Annotated in this window: 19 protein-coding genes; 16 read left to right on the top strand and 3 right to left on the bottom strand. The window is 37.8% G+C overall.

The genetic code is table 11. The features are described 5' to 3' along the window. Nucleotides 1-32: 32 nt before the first annotated feature. Nucleotides 33-1,391, bottom strand: a complete 1,359-nt coding sequence (locus A6J74_RS12390) for an O-antigen ligase family protein (protein WP_000247544.1) — start codon at nucleotides 1,389-1,391, stop codon at nucleotides 33-35. Nucleotides 1,392-1,811: 420 nt separating this feature from the next. Between A6J74_RS12390 and A6J74_RS12385 the strand changes: the two genes are divergently transcribed. The 3 genes from A6J74_RS12385 (at nucleotide 1,812) to A6J74_RS12375 (ending at nucleotide 3,549) form a co-directional block, all read left to right on the top strand. Further along, the gene (locus A6J74_RS12385) at nucleotides 1,812-2,600 is read left to right on the top strand and encodes an enoyl-CoA hydratase (protein ID WP_000454188.1); all 789 of its coding nucleotides are present in this window, start codon (nucleotides 1,812-1,814) and stop codon (nucleotides 2,598-2,600) included. Between the two features lie 132 nt (nucleotides 2,601-2,732). Next, a complete protein-coding gene (locus A6J74_RS12380; RefSeq protein ID WP_000720137.1) occupies nucleotides 2,733-3,044 on the top strand; it encodes a hypothetical protein in 312 nt (103 codons plus the stop codon). A gap of 178 nt (nucleotides 3,045-3,222) precedes the next feature. Further along, complete coding sequence (locus A6J74_RS12375) at nucleotides 3,223-3,549, top strand: nucleoside triphosphate pyrophosphohydrolase (protein WP_000109205.1); 327 nt, start codon at nucleotides 3,223-3,225, stop codon at nucleotides 3,547-3,549. Nucleotides 3,550-3,570: 21 nt separating this feature from the next. On the opposite strand, the gene A6J74_RS12370 is transcribed toward A6J74_RS12375, so the two are convergent. Beyond that, nucleotides 3,571-3,753 carry a hypothetical protein gene (locus A6J74_RS12370; RefSeq protein WP_001027089.1) on the bottom strand — a complete coding sequence of 61 codons (183 nt, stop codon included), beginning with the start codon at nucleotides 3,751-3,753 and terminating at the stop codon, nucleotides 3,571-3,573. Nucleotides 3,754-3,880: 127 nt separating this feature from the next. Here A6J74_RS12370 and A6J74_RS12365 point away from each other — a divergent pair, with 127 nt between their 5' ends. From A6J74_RS12365 to A6J74_RS12355, 3 genes are all read left to right on the top strand, one after another. Further along, complete coding sequence (locus A6J74_RS12365) at nucleotides 3,881-4,930, top strand: M42 family metallopeptidase (RefSeq protein WP_000930089.1); 1,050 nt, start codon at nucleotides 3,881-3,883, stop codon at nucleotides 4,928-4,930. Between the two features lie 69 nt (nucleotides 4,931-4,999). Beyond that, nucleotides 5,000-5,713, top strand: coding sequence for a hypothetical protein (locus tag A6J74_RS12360; protein WP_000735163.1), 714 nt, complete (start codon nucleotides 5,000-5,002; stop codon nucleotides 5,711-5,713). Nucleotides 5,714-5,953: 240 nt separating this feature from the next. Next, complete coding sequence (locus tag A6J74_RS12355; protein WP_000064982.1) at nucleotides 5,954-6,907, top strand: TRM11 family SAM-dependent methyltransferase; 954 nt, start codon at nucleotides 5,954-5,956, stop codon at nucleotides 6,905-6,907. A 125-nt stretch (nucleotides 6,908-7,032) separates the two neighbouring features. Here the strand turns inward: A6J74_RS12355 and A6J74_RS12350 are convergent, their stop codons facing one another. Then, a complete protein-coding gene (locus A6J74_RS12350; protein ID WP_100064179.1) occupies nucleotides 7,033-7,263 on the bottom strand; it encodes a YflJ family protein in 231 nt (76 codons plus the stop codon). A 225-nt stretch (nucleotides 7,264-7,488) separates the two neighbouring features. Between A6J74_RS12350 and A6J74_RS12345 the strand changes: the two genes are divergently transcribed. From A6J74_RS12345 to A6J74_RS12295, 10 genes are all read left to right on the top strand, one after another. After that, nucleotides 7,489-7,842 carry a DUF3870 domain-containing protein gene (locus tag A6J74_RS12345; protein ID WP_001225458.1) on the top strand — a complete coding sequence of 118 codons (354 nt, stop codon included), beginning with the start codon at nucleotides 7,489-7,491 and terminating at the stop codon, nucleotides 7,840-7,842. A 503-nt stretch (nucleotides 7,843-8,345) separates the two neighbouring features. After that, nucleotides 8,346-9,284, top strand: a complete 939-nt coding sequence (gene glaH, locus A6J74_RS12340) for a glutarate dioxygenase GlaH (protein ID WP_000022843.1) — start codon at nucleotides 8,346-8,348, stop codon at nucleotides 9,282-9,284. 211 nt (nucleotides 9,285-9,495) lie between these two features. Beyond that, complete coding sequence (lhgO, locus tag A6J74_RS12335; protein ID WP_000271847.1) at nucleotides 9,496-10,698, top strand: L-2-hydroxyglutarate oxidase; 1,203 nt, start codon at nucleotides 9,496-9,498, stop codon at nucleotides 10,696-10,698. A gap of 317 nt (nucleotides 10,699-11,015) precedes the next feature. Continuing rightward, nucleotides 11,016-12,068 carry a proline racemase family protein gene (locus A6J74_RS12325; RefSeq protein WP_002038054.1) on the top strand — a complete coding sequence of 351 codons (1,053 nt, stop codon included), beginning with the start codon at nucleotides 11,016-11,018 and terminating at the stop codon, nucleotides 12,066-12,068. 19 nt (nucleotides 12,069-12,087) lie between these two features. Next, nucleotides 12,088-13,065 carry an ornithine cyclodeaminase family protein gene (locus tag A6J74_RS12320; RefSeq protein WP_000960300.1) on the top strand — a complete coding sequence of 326 codons (978 nt, stop codon included), beginning with the start codon at nucleotides 12,088-12,090 and terminating at the stop codon, nucleotides 13,063-13,065. A 184-nt stretch (nucleotides 13,066-13,249) separates the two neighbouring features. Beyond that, nucleotides 13,250-14,839, top strand: coding sequence for an ABC transporter substrate-binding protein (locus tag A6J74_RS12315; RefSeq protein WP_000823569.1), 1,590 nt, complete (start codon nucleotides 13,250-13,252; stop codon nucleotides 14,837-14,839). 178 nt (nucleotides 14,840-15,017) lie between these two features. Beyond that, a complete protein-coding gene (locus A6J74_RS12310; RefSeq protein WP_000278775.1) occupies nucleotides 15,018-15,968 on the top strand; it encodes an ABC transporter permease in 951 nt (316 codons plus the stop codon). A 6-nt stretch (nucleotides 15,969-15,974) separates the two neighbouring features. Next, nucleotides 15,975-16,826, top strand: a complete 852-nt coding sequence (locus A6J74_RS12305) for an ABC transporter permease (RefSeq protein WP_001065314.1) — start codon at nucleotides 15,975-15,977, stop codon at nucleotides 16,824-16,826. A 26-nt stretch (nucleotides 16,827-16,852) separates the two neighbouring features. After that, a complete protein-coding gene (locus A6J74_RS12300) occupies nucleotides 16,853-17,845 on the top strand; it encodes an ABC transporter ATP-binding protein (protein ID WP_001291157.1) in 993 nt (330 codons plus the stop codon). Next, nucleotides 17,838-18,809, top strand: a complete 972-nt coding sequence (locus A6J74_RS12295; RefSeq protein ID WP_000544139.1) for an ABC transporter ATP-binding protein — start codon at nucleotides 17,838-17,840, stop codon at nucleotides 18,807-18,809. The genes A6J74_RS12300 and A6J74_RS12295 overlap by 8 nt, the downstream gene beginning before the upstream one ends. The last annotated feature ends 68 nt before the right edge of the window (nucleotides 18,810-18,877 follow it).

Genomic DNA, 18,877 nt, shown 5'->3' with positions numbered 1-18,877 from the left:
TATAACGGACTTTTCAGAGTACCTTCTTTTTGTTATTCAATTCCCAAGTCAACAATCATATAAGCAAGTATAACAACGAAGAAAATACTTACGGCTGGTGCTGTTAATACGTGACCAGACATAAAGCCGATGCCGAGCGATAAGACGAGTGTGTTAGCTAGTAGCATATGTTTTACATTTAATAGTTTCTTGAAGTTAGTGATGATGCGAATGAATATTTTAATACCGAAATAAAGAAGCGGCAGCAAATACATAAGGAATCCAACAATGCCGAACGCAAAGAATAGGTCGTAGAAATCCATTTCGACTAATTTAGGTGTAGTTGTATAGTTACCAGCGTAGCCCATTCCAAATAGTTTTTGAGATAGTGGTGCGTCTTTATAGTATTGTTTGTATACGTTTAAAAACTTGTCACGATCACTGTAAATTAAACTCTTCATTTCAGAGTCTGTTAGTTCACCCTGCTCACGTTCTTCTTTCGTTACCTCTCCTTCTTGTACTGGATTTTTATATTTATATATTTGTAAATGGATGCTCATGTTTTTGGCGATAGGAGTATATGGTGTAAGTATGAGTATACCTCCTAATACGATAGCAACAACAATTGTATTTACAAGATATGTGAATCCTTTTCCTTCTTTTTTACGATGAATAATATATTCAATGAATAAGAAAAAAAGAGCGATACCAAGTGTAATAACAATGGCACCATAGCCTACTTTCGTTCCAATCATAATGCTTGCATACATCGCAAGTACAGTTGGAATCCAGTAATAGATTTTCGAGAAAGAAGTTGTTTTATGAATTGAGTACAAGACAACGATGGGGAACGTAATGGCGAAAATGGAACTTAACTCATTTCCAGCAAAGAACCATCCCCTTGAACCGATCTTTGAGTTCGGATAACTTGGGAAATCTGTACTAGTCAACATTGCCACAATAATTGAGATACTCAAAATTAACGTTGCATATAAGAAATAGATAATGATTTTATGAAACGCATATTCGTTATTTTTTAACTCTTTAAGAGCAATAATATACCCAAACAGTAGTACCATTGGATATACACTTTTTAAAATGAATTTCACTTCTTCTCCGAAAGAAACTGGAGATTTGACCATTAAATTATTAACAAGGCCGATTGTGAGTACAGTTCCAAGTAAGCATAAGTAGAGAATGTATTTTTTCGCACCTTGTTGTTTGTGATGAAGAAGTAGATACCCTGATGCAAGAAGCATAAAGGCGAAACGGACTACGATTCCGACTGTTGCGCTCATGTGTAATACATAGATTGAAAAAGATGTTAGTAAATCTAAAATTGGTTGAAACACAATGAATAGCAGTAGGAAATGTGGGAAGTAGTTATCCGTCTGTTTCAACTTATTAACCATATGTTCCTCCATTTCTTCATTCTTTTATTTCAGCACCCGAGTGAGGGGATAAATACCTTTTTATCCGGCTATTTACCGCGCAGTAAAACTCCCACCTCAAAATTCAGCTGGAGCAAAGAAGTTAGGTGGAAGCCCTGCGGACCGTAAAAGCCTTCACTTTATAGTAAGGCGAATGAATTTCAATATTTGTTTTTAAGCAGTACATGCAAGAAGACATTATTTCATTGTAATGATAGATAGATGAAAGGTATGGATAAAACGACTTTGATTGCTATATTTTTTAACGAAATGGTATGTTTTATACAGGATATATACAAATTGCGAGATTATTAGACAGAAAATTAAGAAAAAAGAAGGATTTTTTACCTGTTTTCTATAATTATATAAGTATAATCTTTATGTAGAAAAGAGGGGTATATGATGGAAGTAACGAGTAAAACAGAATCTGTGGTTGTGAAATATGAAGGAAGCGTAGCAACGGTGATGGTCAATCGCCCAGAAGTGTTAAATGCATTAGATGAGCCAACGTTAAAAGAGCTATTACAAAAGTTGAAAGAAGTAGCGGAGAGTTCTGCGCATATTGTTGTGCTATGCGGGAACGGCCGTGGTTTTTCTGCGGGTGGGGATATTAAATCGATGCTTTCAAGTAATGATGAAAGCAAGTTTGACGGTATTATGAATACCATTTCTGAAGTCGTTGTAACTTTATATACGATGCCGAAGCTTGTGATTAGTGCAATTCATGGACCAACTGCTGGTCTTGGATTAAGTATTGCATTAACTGCTGATTATGTGATGGCAGATATATCGTCAGTTATTGCGATGAACTTTATTGGAATCGCTTTAATTCCAGATGGTGGCGGTCATTTCTTCCTACAAAAGCGCGTCGGTGAAAATATGACGAAGCAAATTATTTGGGAAGGCAAGAAATTATCAGCAACAGAAGCGTTAGATATCGGCTTAATTGATGAAGTAATCAGCGAGGACTTCCAAACAGCTGTGAAACAAAAAATTAATGAATGGTTACAAAAACCGGTTAAGGCGATGATTCAAACGAAGCAAATTTTATGTGAAGTCAATCGCTCTAATTTAGAACAGACGCTGCAGCTTGAAAAACGCGGTCAATATGCGATGAGACAAACAGCTGACCATAAAGAAGGCATTGCTGCGTTTTTAGAAAAACGTCTACCAGCATTTAAAGGGGAATAAAGTAAAACTTTAATTAGTGAGGGATTTTGCTCACTTCCTACTGATTATTAGCCCGTTAATTCGGGATAAAAGGGAGAAAGTGCTAACACATTTTAGTATAATTGTGTTAGCACTTTTTTTTAGGAGTCATACATGAAAAAAATTATAGGTATTACCGGTATAATTTTGTTTGTATATTATGCTTTGCACAGTACACCATCTATGGCTGTACGAACTGCATTATTTTTTGAAGGGCATCCAAGTGTTGCGTTTTCTGGCGGGGTGACGAAAGAAAAAGATGTGAAAAAAGAAGCGATTCCAGATGAGTACCAAACTTTATATGGTAATGAAGAAGAAAAATCAGAGCACTATTTCTTCCCGCATGTAAGGGCACACGGATCAGGAATTGATATGTTAAGTGCGTGTGTGAAAAAAGAGTGGTTTTTCTATAAAGTGAAACTTTAATCAGTGGGGGTTTTGTTCATCCCCCACTGATTATTAGTTGAACCAATCGGGCGTTTACGGGCAGTTGATCTCCCACCTAACTTCTTTGCCCCATCTGAATTTTGAGGTGGGAGTTTTACTGCCCGTTAATGCGGGATAAAGCAGAGCTCGGGTGTTATTGAACATAGGAGGATGAATGATGTCAACTTATAACAAGTTAGTAAGAGACCATGTTCCAGAGAAAATATTAATGTCTGGAAAAACATATACAGCACAAAAATTAACAGGCCAAGCATACATACAAGCTTTAGCGAAAATTGGAACGGAAGAAGTTCGTGAATTTGCTTCTATGAAAGAGCGTGAACATGCGTTAGATTCTCTTGCGGATGCACTGGAAGTGATTATGTCATTAGCGCGTGCAGAAGGAGCAACAATTGAAGACGTAGAACGCCTTCGTAAGCAAAAAAAAGAAGAGCACGGTGGATTTGAAAGAGGGATTTATTTATTAGATGTTTCAGAAGAATAGTTTTATAGGAAAAGCATAGCGTTACTCACTAACGCTATGCTTTTTTGCTGCAATGAAGCTAATAATGAAGAAGATAGCCGTTAATCCCCAGCCGATTGTAATAGAAGTAGTAGTAGTATGAACGGCATAAGAAACTTGTAAACAAAGTAATGATGCTAAAAACCAAATGAGTGCAATGTGTATATATTTTTTTGATATATTCATATTTTGTAGCTCCTTTTTACATACTAAAGAGAATTTTACTATAATTTAGAAAATTAGACCATATAAGTAGAGGTTTCATAGCAAATTTTGTATACTGAATAATAGAGAAAATGAGGAGGAAACGACAATGGCACATCATACGAAAGAAACGATGGAACTCATTAAGGAGCTTGTCTCTATTCCGAGTCCATCTGGAAATACGGCGAAAATTATTAATTTCATTGAAAACTATGTGAGTGAGTGGAACGTAGAGACGAAGCGTAATAATAAAGGCGCTCTTATTTTAACGGTAAAAGGGAAAAATGATGATCAACATCGTTTATTAACTGCTCATGTTGATACGTTAGGTGCGATGGTAAAAGAAATTAAATCTGACGGTCGTCTTCGTTTATCTATGATTGGCGGATTTCGCTGGAACTCTGTAGAAGGGGAATATTGCGAAATTGAAACGTCAAGCGGTAAGGCGTATACAGGAACGATTTTAATGCATCAAACATCTGTACACGTATATAAAGATGCAGGTGAAGCGAAACGCGATGAGAAAAATATTGAGGTTCGTATTGATGAGCGTGTCTTTTCAGCTGATGAAGTACGTGAATTAGGAATTGAAGTAGGAGACTTCGTTTCATTCGATCCGCGTGTTCAAATTACAGACAGTGGATACATAAAATCACGTCATTTAGATGATAAAGTAAGCGTAGCAATTCTATTAAAATTAATTAAAAGATTGCAAGATGAAAATGTAACATTACCATATACGACGCATTTCTTAATTTCTAATAATGAAGAGATTGGATACGGTGGAAACTCTAACATTCCAGAAGAAACTGTAGAATATTTAGCAGTTGATATGGGAGCGTTAGGTGATGGACAAACATCTGATGAATATACAGTATCTATTTGCGCAAAAGATTCTAGTGGTCCATACCATTATGCATTACGTAAACATTTAGTTGAACTTGCGAAAGCGAACAATATTGAATATAAAGTAGATATTTACCCGTACTACGGATCTGACGCATCAGCTGCGATTCGCGCTGGATTTGATGTGAAACATGCATTAATTGGAGCCGGTATTGATTCTTCTCACGCTTTTGAACGTACGCATGAGAGTTCCATTGCACATACAGAATCATTAGTATATGCGTATGTAATGTCTAATTTAATTGAAGACTAATTTCATAGAAAATAAAGTGGGCTGATTAAAAATATTATTTTTAATCAGCTTTTCATTTAGGGGGGCAAGATGAAGAAATTATTGATGGGGAGTATCGTTGTAAGTTTAGTGTTAAGTGGATGTGCTCAAGAAGGTTCAGATGAAAAAGTAGTGACGAAGGTAGAGGATACCCAGGGGAATAAAAAAGAGAGTAGAAAAATACAAGGGTCACAAATAAATCCACAAGTGCAAAGTCGCTACACTGTTTTAATGAATTCTACTGAGGGAGAAGCGTATACTTTGCATGTTTTTTCGAATAATGAACAACATGAAGCGCAAAAAGAACCTTGGGTTGGTGCACAAGAAGGGGATCAAATATATAAAGGTGAATATCAGCTTGCCTTACAATCTACAAGCGCGATATTATATTTGCAAGAGGCGAAAATTGGAGAGTTTGTATTTAATACGTCTAGAAAAAATGGATTTGTAAGTAAAGGTACACCAGATTTTTTCGTAGCACTGCAACGTGAGTCTTCTAATTTTTCAACAGTGAAAGCTTTTTACATTCATAGAGGGAAAGTGCTCGAAGTGAAAATCGATGAAGATGATTTTGGTATTACAGGAACTTGTTTTAAAGCTTTAGATAAAGGGAAGTTTCTTATTGGGAATTATGATAATGGAGAAGGAATGTGGTATTTTTCGACTTTCCAAACCGATCTTGAAACGGGAAAAGCGAAACGGGTTGATCAGAAAAAGCTTCCTTTGGAGGAAGGGAATGTATATGTTAAGGACAATTTCAAATGATACATTAGGAGAAGCAACTTATGGTAGTATGCTAGATTACTAGGAAGAACAAGCTCAGAATGTATCTTCTTTTTGTTATTAAAAATAAAGAGATTGCCAATAGGCAGTCTCTTTTATTTGCGAAAGGATTTAGAAAGGTTTCTCTTTATTTCCGGCATATGATATCATTTAATTTTATATACAAAAATATTCGAGTAATTGTGATCATAACAATTTTAAACGATAAAGGATGATAATAGATTGAGTAATCATAGTAAAACACCTGCATGTATATATACGTATGCGTTTCGCGAAGAGGAGCGTGCTTTATGTTACTTGGAAATGCGCTCGTTCTTTGGGATGGAGTCTCACGTTAATATTTTGAAAAGTGAAGTCAAGATTGCTCCGAGTAGAAGTCCGTTTATTAAAGAGCGCGTTGAGGTTATGTATGAAGGGGACGACTTAGAAAGCATTTTAGAACAAGTGGAACAAATTGATTTAGCAGGAGCGACATTCAAAGTTATCTTCGTTAAAATCAATGATCTTGGTAAAGAAAATAAAATTGAATATGGGGAAAGACGCCTTATTGAACGAGACCTCGGTATGCATATTGAAGGAGAAGCAGACGTTCGTAATCCAGAGCGCGTATTCGGGATTGTTCCTCTTGGAGGACGTTGGTACTTCGGGCACTATGTAGAAAGTGATCCAGTTTGGTATCATCACATAAAAAAACCGCATAGCTATTCGACATCACTGAGCACACGTGTTGCTAGAGCTGTCGCAAATATCGCTGTACCAAACCCAGATGGAGTACGAGCAATTGACCCGTGCTGTGGCATTGGAACAGTAGTGGTAGAAGCACTTTCTATGGGGATTAACATCGTTGGTAGAGATATAAATCCACTTGTAGTTCTTGGAACGAGAAAAAACATCGCACATTTCGGGTTTGAAGGAACAGTAACAAAAGGCCCAATTGAAGAAATTACTGAGAACTACGACGTCGCAATTATCGATATGCCATACGACCTATTTACGCACGCAACACCAGAAGATCAACTCTCGATTCTTTCAAGTGCGCGCCGTATCGCAAAAAAAGTAGTCGTTGTCACGATGGAAACAATGGACGACATGATTCATGAAGCGGGATTTGAAATTACAGACCGCTGTATCACAAGAAAAGGATCATTTTCTAGACAAATTCTTGTTTGTGAATAAGAAAAAAGGTCACCCGTTAGGGTGGCCTTTTTGGTTTGTATGAATGTGTGATTGGTTGGTGGAATGGGGAGATGATTTGTCGATAAGTCGATATACTATGTTGAACCGCTAATATATTTCGAGAATCAATCGATATTAGATTGCTCTTCTTTCGTTTTCTCTTGTTGTGCGATTAATAAATTGCGCAATACGTGTCCGCGGTAACTTTCTAGTTTTCGTCCTTCATGATAGCGGACACCTAACTTTTTAAGTTCAGCTACGTACCAGCCTTTTGTTCCGTAATACATGAGACCACTTCCTTTTTTCTTTTGAACAGTATATGTTGTGGGGATTTGGAACTTTCTTATCAAATTAATATTGAATATTCAGTTTATTTACATTATGATTAATTTAGTATCGGATGGCAGTGAGTAGCCTCGCTGTAAGCCCGGATTTATATTTGAAAATGAAGAGAGTAACTTCTTTCCACTTGAGCTTCTTTAGCAGGAGTACGAGCTAGAAGGATAAGGGGAGTAAATAAAATTCAATGCAGCTGTATACGATGCTTTTCTGGCTTTTAACATAGTAACGGAGGGTGAAATATGCGCAAAGGAACTTTTTTCATGGCTGGACATTCGAGACTTCCGAAAGGGATGGCGGTTCGCAGTATGTACGAAACGTTAACAATTACAATTGAAGCAGATCATAAATATCATGTCATTATTGAAGCGTCATGTACGCTTGCAACAGAGCACGGGAGAGGCTTCGTCGCCCAAATTTTAAGAGGACATAGTTTACGAGATGGTATTGAAGAAATTGTGCAAGATATTACAGATCATTATCAAGGAAAAGCGCAAAATGCTATCGTCAGTGCGGTCAAAGATTTGCATCGCCAATATGTAAGTTATTTAAATGATGAAAAGCCTGTGGAAGAGTACGAGGAAACAAATTTATAATCAATGTCTAGTTTATAACGATAAATGAGAGCCAGTTGTATTTCCTTTAAAGAGATGCGACTGGCTTATTTTATTTGGGAGTAAGTAAGATGAATACGTGAAAAGAAATTCAAGTTGTAAAACAAGAAGCGAAAAAAGGGGATTTATAAAATGTGTAAAGTATGTCGAGGAAATAATAAAAAACGAATTGACAGTTAGAATATTTAGAATTATTATTTAATTAATAAGGTCCATTCGAGAAATTAGCCTTCTCTAAATTCGATCTTGTTTTCCTGTTTACACATGTTTTCATATGAACTGTCTATTATTATTGTACTTTAAGAGATTAAAGACACTCGTAATGATAAGCCAGTTGTACGTTTCTACGATTTTCTGTCGTGGTGCGTATGACTGGCTTTTTGCTGTTAGGGCAGTAAGACCAAATCTCGGCATAAGAAGATAAGGATAACTGTCTGTAAAAAGCGTCAATACGTTCTTCATATTTCATTTAGGGAGGAATTGAAATGTCGATTATTACAGAACAAAGTACGAAGATGAAGTTTGCAAAAAAATATGAGGGTTATGAAATTATTCCTCATCCGGAGCATAAACGTTTATATCATATTATGTTAAATCAGCAATTGCTTAAGCAGTTTTTTGAAGAGGTAAAAGAGCATTCAGAGCAGTCATTACAATACATTCCGTATTTACGGTTTAATCTTGCTGATGGAATGAGAAAGATTTTTGGGCAATCATTTATGGATAACATTCGCGGCATTATTCATGACCGTGAAACGGGCGGATTTACAATTGGGGTGCAAGGTGAAACGGCAGATCCAGCAGATTACGTGAAATTTGCAACAGCAATAACACATTTAATTGGGGCACCAAACTTCGATGCAATGACAGGAACGTATTATGCAAGATTTAATGTGAAAGATACGGATAGTAGTGATTCTTACCTTCGTCAAGCGTACCGATTGTTTACACTTCATACGGACGGTACATTCGTTGATGAACCGACAGATTGGCTTCTTATGATGAAAATGGAAGAGCAAAATGCAGTAGGAGGAGAATCTCGTTTACTACATTTAGACGATTGGGAAGATCTTCAAAAATTTAGAAACCATTCACTCGCATCTGTTAAAATTACGTATAAAGCACCACCAAGTAAAAATGCGCAAGAAATCGTCTATCGTGAAACGTTTTTTGATATAAATAACGCACCATGTATTTGCTTTATTGATCAGTTCGCTTATCCAGATAATATGGAACAAGCAAACTATTTGAAAGACTTATCCTATTCAGTTGAAAACTCACAGGCAACACATGCATTAAAATTACCAGTTGGTGACTTAGTTCTTTTAAACAATTTATTTTGGATGCACGGAAGAGCTGCATTTGAGAAGAATAAAGATTTATATAGAGAACTCATGCGTCAGCGCGGTTGTTTTTCTAAATAATATGTACGGCAGGTCTTTTGAATAGACCTGCCTTTTATCCCGCTATTTGCCGGGCAGTAAAACTCCCACCTTAAAATTCGGCTGAAGCAAAGAAGTTAGGTGGAAGATTAACTGCCTGTAAACGCCCGATTGGTGAAGACTAATAATCAGTGGGGATGGACGAAACCCCACTGATTAAAGTTTCACTTTATACGATTAAGGGGGAATTAGAGTGTATGACTTTATAATTATTGGCGGAGGAATTGTTGGTCTATCAACTGGAATGGCTTTAACGAAAAAATTCCCTCGTGCGAAAGTCGCGATCATTGAAAAAGAAAAGGAACTTGCACACCATCAAACTGGACATAATAGCGGAGTAATTCATTCTGGCATTTATTATAAACCAGGGAGTTATAAAGCGAAGTTTGCCAAAGAAGGAAATGCAGCTATGGTTCAATTTTGTAAAGAAAATGACATCGCTTATGACATGTGCGGAAAAGTAATTGTCGCTACAGAAAGAGAAGAACTTCCCCTTTTACATAACTTATATGAGAGAGGCTTACAAAACGATTTACACATTTCAAAAATAGATAAGGAAGAATTAGCTGAAATTGAACCTCATGTAAAGGGACTAGGGGCCATCCGTGTTCCTTCTTGCGGGATTGCTGATTATAAAGGAGTCAGTTATGCGTTTGCTCGCTTAATTCAAGAAAGCGGCGGTGAAGTACACTTAGGAACAACCGCAGAGCGTATTACTGAGAAAAAAGATGCTGTAACAATTGAGACAAACAAAGGCACATTTAAAACGAAATTTCTCATTAACTGCGCTGGCTTGCATAGTGATCGCATTGCGAAAAAGACAGGTATATTAACTGATATGAAAATTGTTCCGTTTCGTGGTGAATATTACGAACTTGTCCCAGAAAAACGCCATCTTGTAAAACATTTAATTTATCCAGTTCCAAACCCAGAATTCCCGTTTTTAGGTGTTCATTTTACAAGAATGATAAACGGAGACGTACATGCAGGACCAAACGCAGTAGTAAGCTTCAAGCGCGAAGGTTATACGAAAACGGACTTTAATATGAAAGACTTCATGGAAACAATGACATACACAGGCTTTTGGAAAATGGCGATGCCAAATATGAAAGAAGGCATAAAAGAGATGGTGCGCTCATTTAGTAAACAATCATTTTTAAAAAGCTTACAGCGCCTCATACCAGAACTAACAGAGAAAGATATCGTGCCAACACATGCAGGGGTAAGGGCACAAGCTATTTTATCAAACGGAAATATGGTTGATGACTTTTGCATTATTCCTGGCATCAATTCTCTACATATTTGTAATGCACCATCTCCAGCTGCAACGGCAAGTATAAAGATTGGTGAGGAAATTGCTAAGCAAGTGCCGGATTTGGTGGCGGTGAGGGTTTGATGGATCCCCCAGGGTTTTCGGGGTTTTTTTTTGTTTTGAGGTTTGGTGAGTGTGGGGCTAAATTGGAGGCTAATAGTCACCAACTGTTTACTGTATAAAAAAGTAGACAGTAGTGTATGTTTTTTTGAAAAATGTATACAGATTTATTCCGCTATTCGCCGGGCAGTAAGACCCTCGCCTCAAAATTCAGCGAAAGCAAAGAAATTAGGTGGGGATCGGGCTGCACGTAAAAGCCCGATTGGTGTGGGCTAATAATCAGTCGGGGATGGACAAACTCCCTACTGATTAAAGTTTCACTTTATACTCTATCCGTTGGCATGATACTTGCAATGAAAATAGTATTAATATATAGGGGAGAGATAGAAATGAAGGTTAGCAAAATATACACAACTATTGATGCGCACGTAGCTGGGGAACCGCTTCGAATTATTACGGGCGGCGTGCCAGAGATAAAGGGAGAAACGCAACTAGAAAGACGCGCATACTGTATGGAACATTTGGATCACCTTCGTGAAATTCTTATGTATGAACCGAGAGGGCATCACGGGATGTATGGTTGTATCGTTACACCGCCTGCAAGTGCTCACGCTGATTTTGGTGTTTTGTTTATGCACAATGAAGGCTGGAGTACGATGTGCGGCCACGGCATTATTGCTGTTATTACAGTAGGAATTGAAACAGGTATGTTTGAAGTGACTGGTGAAAAGCAAAAATTCATTATTGATAGCCCTGCCGGGGAAGTTATTGCGTACGCAAAGTTTAACGGGAGTGAAGTAGAGTCAGTATCATTTGAAAATGTTCCTTCGTTTGTATATAAAAAAGACGTTCCTATCAAAATAGATAACTATGAATTTCAAGTAGATATCGCGTTTGGTGGAGCCTTTTATGCTGTAGTGGATAGTAAAGAATTTGGTTTGAAAGTCGATTTCAAAGACTTACCTGCTATTCAAACGTGGGGCGGAAAAATTAAACATGATATTGAAAGTCAAATGGAAGTAAAACATCCATTGGAAGAAGGTTTAAAAGGAATATACGGTGTTATTTTCTCAGATGAACCGAAAGAAAAAGATGCTACTTTACGAAATGTGACAATCTTTGCTGACGGGCAAGTAGATCGTTCTCCTTGCGGCACAGGAACTTCTGCGAGACTCGCAACTCTTTTTGAAAAAGGTGCCTTACAAAAGGGAGAAACTTTTATCCACGAATGTATCACAGATGGTCATTTTGTGGGAGAAGTATTATCTGTAACAGAGGTAGCTCAATATGAAGCAATCGTTCCGAAAGTAACCGGGCAGGCATTTATTACAGGATTTCATCAGTTTGTATTAGATCCGAGAGATGATTTGAATCGGGGATTTTTGTTAGGATAGAAGGAGGAGGTGGAAAGATATGCTAGTCATAAGCGCAAACGAACAAAGAAACTTAGTAAATATGAACGAAGTCATTGCATACGCGGCGCTTGCTTTACAAGAATTTTCCGCAGAAAGAACGATCACACCAATACGTACTTCATTACCATTTGCAAGCGAACAAAATACGGCATTAATTATGCCTTCAGTAGCGGAAGGACTTGAGGCACTCGGCTTAAAAGTAGTAACAGTCGCCCCGCAGAACAAAAAGATAGGAAAGAAAACGATAAACGGGATTGTAATGCTATCAGACTTTCAAACGGGAGAACCACTCGCACTTTTAGAAGGATCGTACTTAACGATGATCCGAACAGGTGCCTTATCAGGAGTAGCAACAAAACATTTAGCTCGTCATAACGCAAAAACTTTATGTATTATTGGAACCGGTGAACAGGCGAAAGGAATTGCAGAAGCAGTATTAGCGGTTAGAAATATCGAAAAGGTCATTTTATACAATCGAACGGAAGAAAAAGCGTATGCATTCGTGCAACATATACAAACGACATTCGGCAAACCTGCTTACGTTTATAGAAATCCAAATGAAGCGATAAGCGAAGCAGACATCATTGTCACAACAACAAATGCATCTACACCAGTCTTCTCAGAAAAACTACAAAAAGGTGTCCACATAAACGCCGTCGGTTCATTCAGACCGAGCATGCAAGAACTACCATCTCACGCCATCGCGAACGCAAACAAAGTAGTAGTCGAATCAAAAGAAGCAGCATTAGAAGAAACGGGCGATCTTCAAGTGCCAATAAAAGAAGGTTTATTTAAAGCTAGCGACATACACGCCGAACTTGGTCAAATTATAAGCGGTGAAAAAGCTGGTAGAGAGAATGAGGAAGAGATTACTATTTTCAAATCAGTTGGCTTGGCCGTAGTAGATATTATCGTTGCGAAGTATTTGTATGAGAAAGCGGTGGAGCGTGGGATAGGGAATAGGATTGAATTTTGAGGCTGCCTTTTGGTGGTCTTTTTTTGTGGGAGGTATTTGTTTCTATTAATAGATTTCAAACTTTCTACCTTTGCGAAAAAGTTTGACAATACATACTGGTAGTGGTAATTTAAAACTTATAAGAAAACTCGGGATTAATTCCGAGTTTTCTTATGGGTATAAACAGTTCGAGGGGGGCCGAAAGATGAAACGGAAGTTATTTGCATTACCATTTGTCCTAATACTATTTATTGCATTAGCGGCTTGTTCTGGGGAAAAAGATTCTTCGAAGCAAGCGGGCACTAGTAAGTCAGGGAATCCGAAAGATGGAGGGGCGTTAACGATTGGTGTTAGCGATAATCCAGATACGATGAATCCGCTTTATGCGAACGATCGTGTGTCATTAACTGTGCAGCAAGCTTTATATGCGCCGCTATATCACATGGAAGACGGTAAGAAAAAGTTTGTTCTTGCTGAGAGCTTTACGCCTTCAGAAGATCAATTAACGTGGACGTTGAAATTAAAAGATAATTTAAAATGGCATGATGGTAAGAAAATTACATCAGACGATATAGCATTTACATTCCAATCTATTTTAGATGAGAAGCAAAATAGCTCAAGTCGTGAAAACTTTATTTTTAAAGGAAAACCGCTTGAGGTGAAAAAAGTAGATGAGTTAACGACTCAATTTGTTTTACCGCAAGTAAGTGCATCTTTCGAAGGTGTAATGAATGATTTCTTCCCAATTCCGAAACATGTATTTGAAGGGGAAGCAGATTTAGCGAAGAGTACGAAAAACTTACAGCCTGTTGGATCAGGTCCGTTTAAGTTTAAAGAGTATAAATCAGATGAGTACGTTGCATTAGATCGATTCGATGATTATGTAGGTGGTAAAGCTAAATTAGACTCTATCGTATACCGCGTTGTAAAAGACCGTAATACAGCAAATGTTTCACTGCAAAATGGTCAAATCAACATGAAGATGATTGAGCCGCAAGACTTTAAGAAATTAGATAGCACTGGGAACTTCTCAATGGTGACATTCCCTGAAGGTAGATTATTCTACTTATCTTATAACATGAATACAGATTTGATGAAGAAAAAAGAAGTACGCCAAGCAATTGCGCATGCGTTAGATAAAAAAGAAATGATTAACTCAGCATTCGTTTCAGGTGAATTTGCAGAACCAGCAAATTCAATCTTAACGCCAGACGCTATGTATTATGCGAAAGATATTAAAGACTATACGTATGATAAAAAAGAAGCGAAAGATTTATTAGCAAAAGCTGGCGTGAAAGATAAAGAAAAAGTAAGAGTTATGTATGTAACGAATAATAAAATTATGGAAAGCTTAGCGTTATATACACAACAAAAATTACAAGAAGTTGGCTTACAAGTTGAACTAAATGCATTAGATGCTAGTGCGGCAAGCGAAAAAGGCTTAGATAAAGAGAATAAAGAATATGACATTACATTTGGTGGTTACATTATGGGACCTGAGCCAGATTCATATAAGAGCTTATTCTTAAGTAATGCAGAATACAATTATGCACGTTATAAAAATGCTGACTTCGATAAGCTATGGGAAGAAGCTGCAGTTGAAACTGATAAAACAAAACGCGCAGAGCTATACCATAAAATTCAAGAGACAGCTAGAGAAGACGTACCTTATCTACCAATCGCTTATCCGAAAGCAGTTATTGCAGTAGATAAAAAGTTTGATGGATTAAAAGAAGCGAAAGCAATTCCTGTCACAATGTTTGAAGATCTATCTAAGATTTATGAAGTGAAATAAGAAACAGTAAAGAAGCTGGTGGAAATCAGCTTCTTTATCCCGCTTTAACGGGCAGTAAGACTCCCGCTTCAAAACTCGATGAATGCGAGGAAGTAGGGCGGGAGTCGTCGGATTGTCCGTTAAAGCCTAATTGGTGCAGGCTGATTAAAGTTTAGCTTTATCCTGAGGGGGGAAGTTTGTGTATAAAGTAATTGCAAAGAGGCTTTTAAATGCAATTCCACTTTTATTTGTTATTTCTATTATTTCTTTTCTATTAATAAAATTAGCGCCAGGGGATCCGGTTCGAAACTTTGTCACGCCGAATATGAGTCCAATTGACGTGGAGCGTATTCGCAAAAGTTTAGGACTAGATCAACCCATTTACGTGCAGTATTTTTTATGGTTGAAAAACATTTTAACAGGAAACTTTGGTTACTCACTTCAAAACCATCGTCCTGTTTTAGACCTTATCGTAGAAAGGTTACCTGCAACAATTGGGTTAATGGGATCATCTTTACTCGTCTCATTCGTAATCGCAATACCACTTGGATTATTTACAGGTGTGAAAAAGAATTCATACTTTGACCGCATTATAAACTTTATTTCATACGTTGGTATTTCTATGCCGGTTTTCTGGTTTGCACTACTATTAGTCTACTTATTCTCTTTAAAATTGAACCTACTTCCGAGTATGGGTATGCGCACCGTAGGTAAAGATTCTGTCTGGGATATTGTGCAACACGGCATTTTACCTTGCATGGTGCTAGCGTTCCAAAACGTATCTGTTTATATGAGATATATTCGTTCAAGTACGATTCAGCAATTAGAAGAAGAATATGTACAAATTCAATATGCGTACGGCGCTTCAAAGAAAACAGTGTTATTTAATCACGTACTTCGAAATGTATTAATACCGATCATTACAATTTTCGGATTATCGATTCCAAGTTTAGTAGGCGGAGCGTTTATTACGGAAACAGTATTCTCATGGCCAGGACTTGGTTCACTGGGGGTAAATGCTATTTTTAGATTTGATTATCCGATTATCATGGCAATTACATTACTATCATCATTCATGTTAATTCTCGGTAACTTAATTGCTGATATTTTATATGGCGTAGTAGATCCGCGCATTCGCATGAGGGGGTGATTTGGAATGAATAATAGGAGATTTCAAACGATAAAAAGTAGTTTTACAAAAAATAAGTTTGTAGTAATGGGAGTTATTATACTTTCGGTTTTAACGATCGCATCAATTTTTGCATTCGTATCGCCATACGATCCTAGTAAAATGTCGATTCCAGATCGTTTACAAGAACCGAGTTTAAGTCATCCTTTCGGAACGGATGATTATGGAAGGGATTACTTAACGAGGGCGTTATATGGCGGACGCGTTTCACTTGCGGTCGGTTTCCTTGCGATGGTTGTTTCTATTACAATCGGCACTGCAGTTGGAACAATTAGCGGATATTTTGGCGGAAAGTTAGACAACTTTTTAATGCGAGTTGTTGAAGTACTTATGTCAATTCCATCATTCTTTTTAATGCTACTATTAAATGCGTATTTAAAACCAGGAATTACGACGTTAGTTCTTATTATTGGATTACTAACGTGGATGGACACTGCGCGTATCGTAAGGGCAGAAACGTTATCTGTAAAAGAGCGAGAGTACGTTTTATACGCAAAAGTATCAGGACAAAAATCACTCATGATAATTGTAAGACATATCATTCCTAACATTTTATCAACCATTATAATCGCCGCGACATTAACTATTGCGACATCGATTTTAATGGAATCATCACTTAGCTTCTTAGGATTAGGTATTAGAGAACCAGATTCTTCTTGGGGCAGCATGCTAAACAATGCGCAAGGATATATTGGTGAAGCTTGGTATTTAACACTCTTCCCAGGATTTCTTATCCTTTTAACGGTACTTAGTTTTAACGTAATTGGTGAAGCGCTTAAGAAAGCTTTCGCGCCAAAAGGAGCTGGACATGAAAACTAACGTGTTAAGTGAAAGGAGTGAGAAACGTGTCTGAAAAACTACTAGAAGTGAAAAATTTAAAGACTTCTTTTTTCATAGAAAGTGGCGAAGTTGAAGCAGTTCGCGGCGTTACATTCCGCTTAAATAAAGGAGAAGTAGTCGGTATCGTTGGGGAGTCTGGAAGCGGAAAGAGTGTAATGGCAAAGTCCGTTATGTCTCTCGTTACGTCGCCAGGGAAAGTGAAAGAAGGAGAGATTCTTTTTCATAATGAAAACATCCTTTCTAAATCTGAAAAAGAATTGCGTTCTATTCGAGGAAATCAAATTTCACTTATCTCTCAAGATCCAATGTCGGCGCTAAATCCAGTCGTGAAAATTGGGAAGCAAATGACGGAAGTAATTATACGACATCAAAAAGTGAAAAAGAAAGAAGCAGAGCAGATCGCGATCAACTTGTTAAAACAAGTCGGTCTTTCTTCACCAGAAGAAAGGGTAAAACAATATCCGCATGAACTAAGCGGCGGTATGAAGCAGCGAGTTATGATCGCAATGGCGATGTCTTGTAATCCAGACCTTCTCATTGCGGACGAACCGACGACAGCACTTGATGTAACGATACAAGCACAAATACTAGATTTAATGAAAAACTTAAAAAACGAAACGAACATGGCGTTACTTCTTATTACGCATGACTTAGGAATAGTCGCACAAAACTGTACACGCGTTATCGTTATGTATGGCGGACTTATTATGGAAGAAGGACCTGTACTTGATATTTTCCAATCGCCGAATCATCCATATACGAAAGGGCTATTAAACTCTCTGCCCAAAATAGCGAACGGCTTAAAAGAAAGACTCGCTCCGATTCAAGGTGTAACACCAAACTTATTAAACCCACCACAAGGTTGCCCGTTCGCAGAGCGTTGCCCGCATGCGATGGACATTTGTGAAAAAGAACGTCCACCATATTTTGAAATCGGAAACGAAAGACGTTCCATGTGCTGGCTAAACGATAGGGCGGTAGGTGATTTTCATGCATGAAGAAAACTTAATTGAAGTTCGGAACTTAAAAAAGTATTTTCCTATTAAAAAAGGACTATTCGGCAGAAAAACAGAGCAATTAAAAGCAGTCGATGACTTAAGCTTCACTATTAAAAAGGGTGAAACATTCGGGTTAGTAGGAGAATCTGGATGCGGAAAATCAACGACAGGAAGAAGTATCATTCGCTTACACGATGTCACTTCAGGTAACGTTTTATTTGATGGAAAAGATATCGCAAGTTTAAAGGAAAGTGAACTAAAAGAATATCGAAAACGAATGCAAATCATTTTCCAAGATCCATACGCATCATTAAACCCGGCAATGAATGTATTCCAAATTATTAGCGAACCGATGAACATTCACGGTTCTTACACAGCCGAAGAAAGAAAAGAAATCATTCTAGACCTACTCAAAAAAGTTGGCCTAAAAGAAGAACACCTATATCGCTACCCGCACGAATTTAGCGGAGGCCAAAGACAACGAATTAGCATCGCGCGCGCACTATCTGTAAAACCGGACTTCATCCTATGTGACGAACCAATCTCAGCACTCGACGTCTCAGTCCAAGCACAAGTCGTAAACATGCTGCAAGACATCCAAGAAGAAACAGGCGTCACATACTTATTCATCGCACATGACCTATCTATGGTAAGACACATATCAGACCGAATCGGAGTCATGTACTTAGGAAACATAGTAGAAATTGCCGACAGCGAAGACCTATACACAAAACCGGCACATCCATACACACAAGCACTACTCTCATCCATGCCAGAACCAGACCCAAAAAACGCAGGAAAAGAACGAATCATTCTGCAAGGTGAAGTTCCAAGCCCGCTCAACTCACCATCCGGCTGCAAATTCAGAACGCGCTGCAAATTCGCCACTGAAAAATGCGCACAGGAAGTACCGAAAATGGTTGAGATTGCGAAAGGGCATCAGGTGGCTTGTCATTTGTTTTAGAGTGTGGAAAGCATCGGGGGGACCTGGTGCTTTTTTCTCTGTAGTGGGATTGGTTGGTAGTTTAGGAG

The organism is Bacillus sp. FDAARGOS_235 (assembly GCF_002073415.2).
Lineage (GTDB): Bacteria > Bacillota > Bacilli > Bacillales > Bacillaceae_G > Bacillus_A > Bacillus_A toyonensis.
The sequence above is the reverse complement of the archived record's forward strand: the minus strand, read 5'-3'. Positions and strand labels throughout refer to the sequence as shown.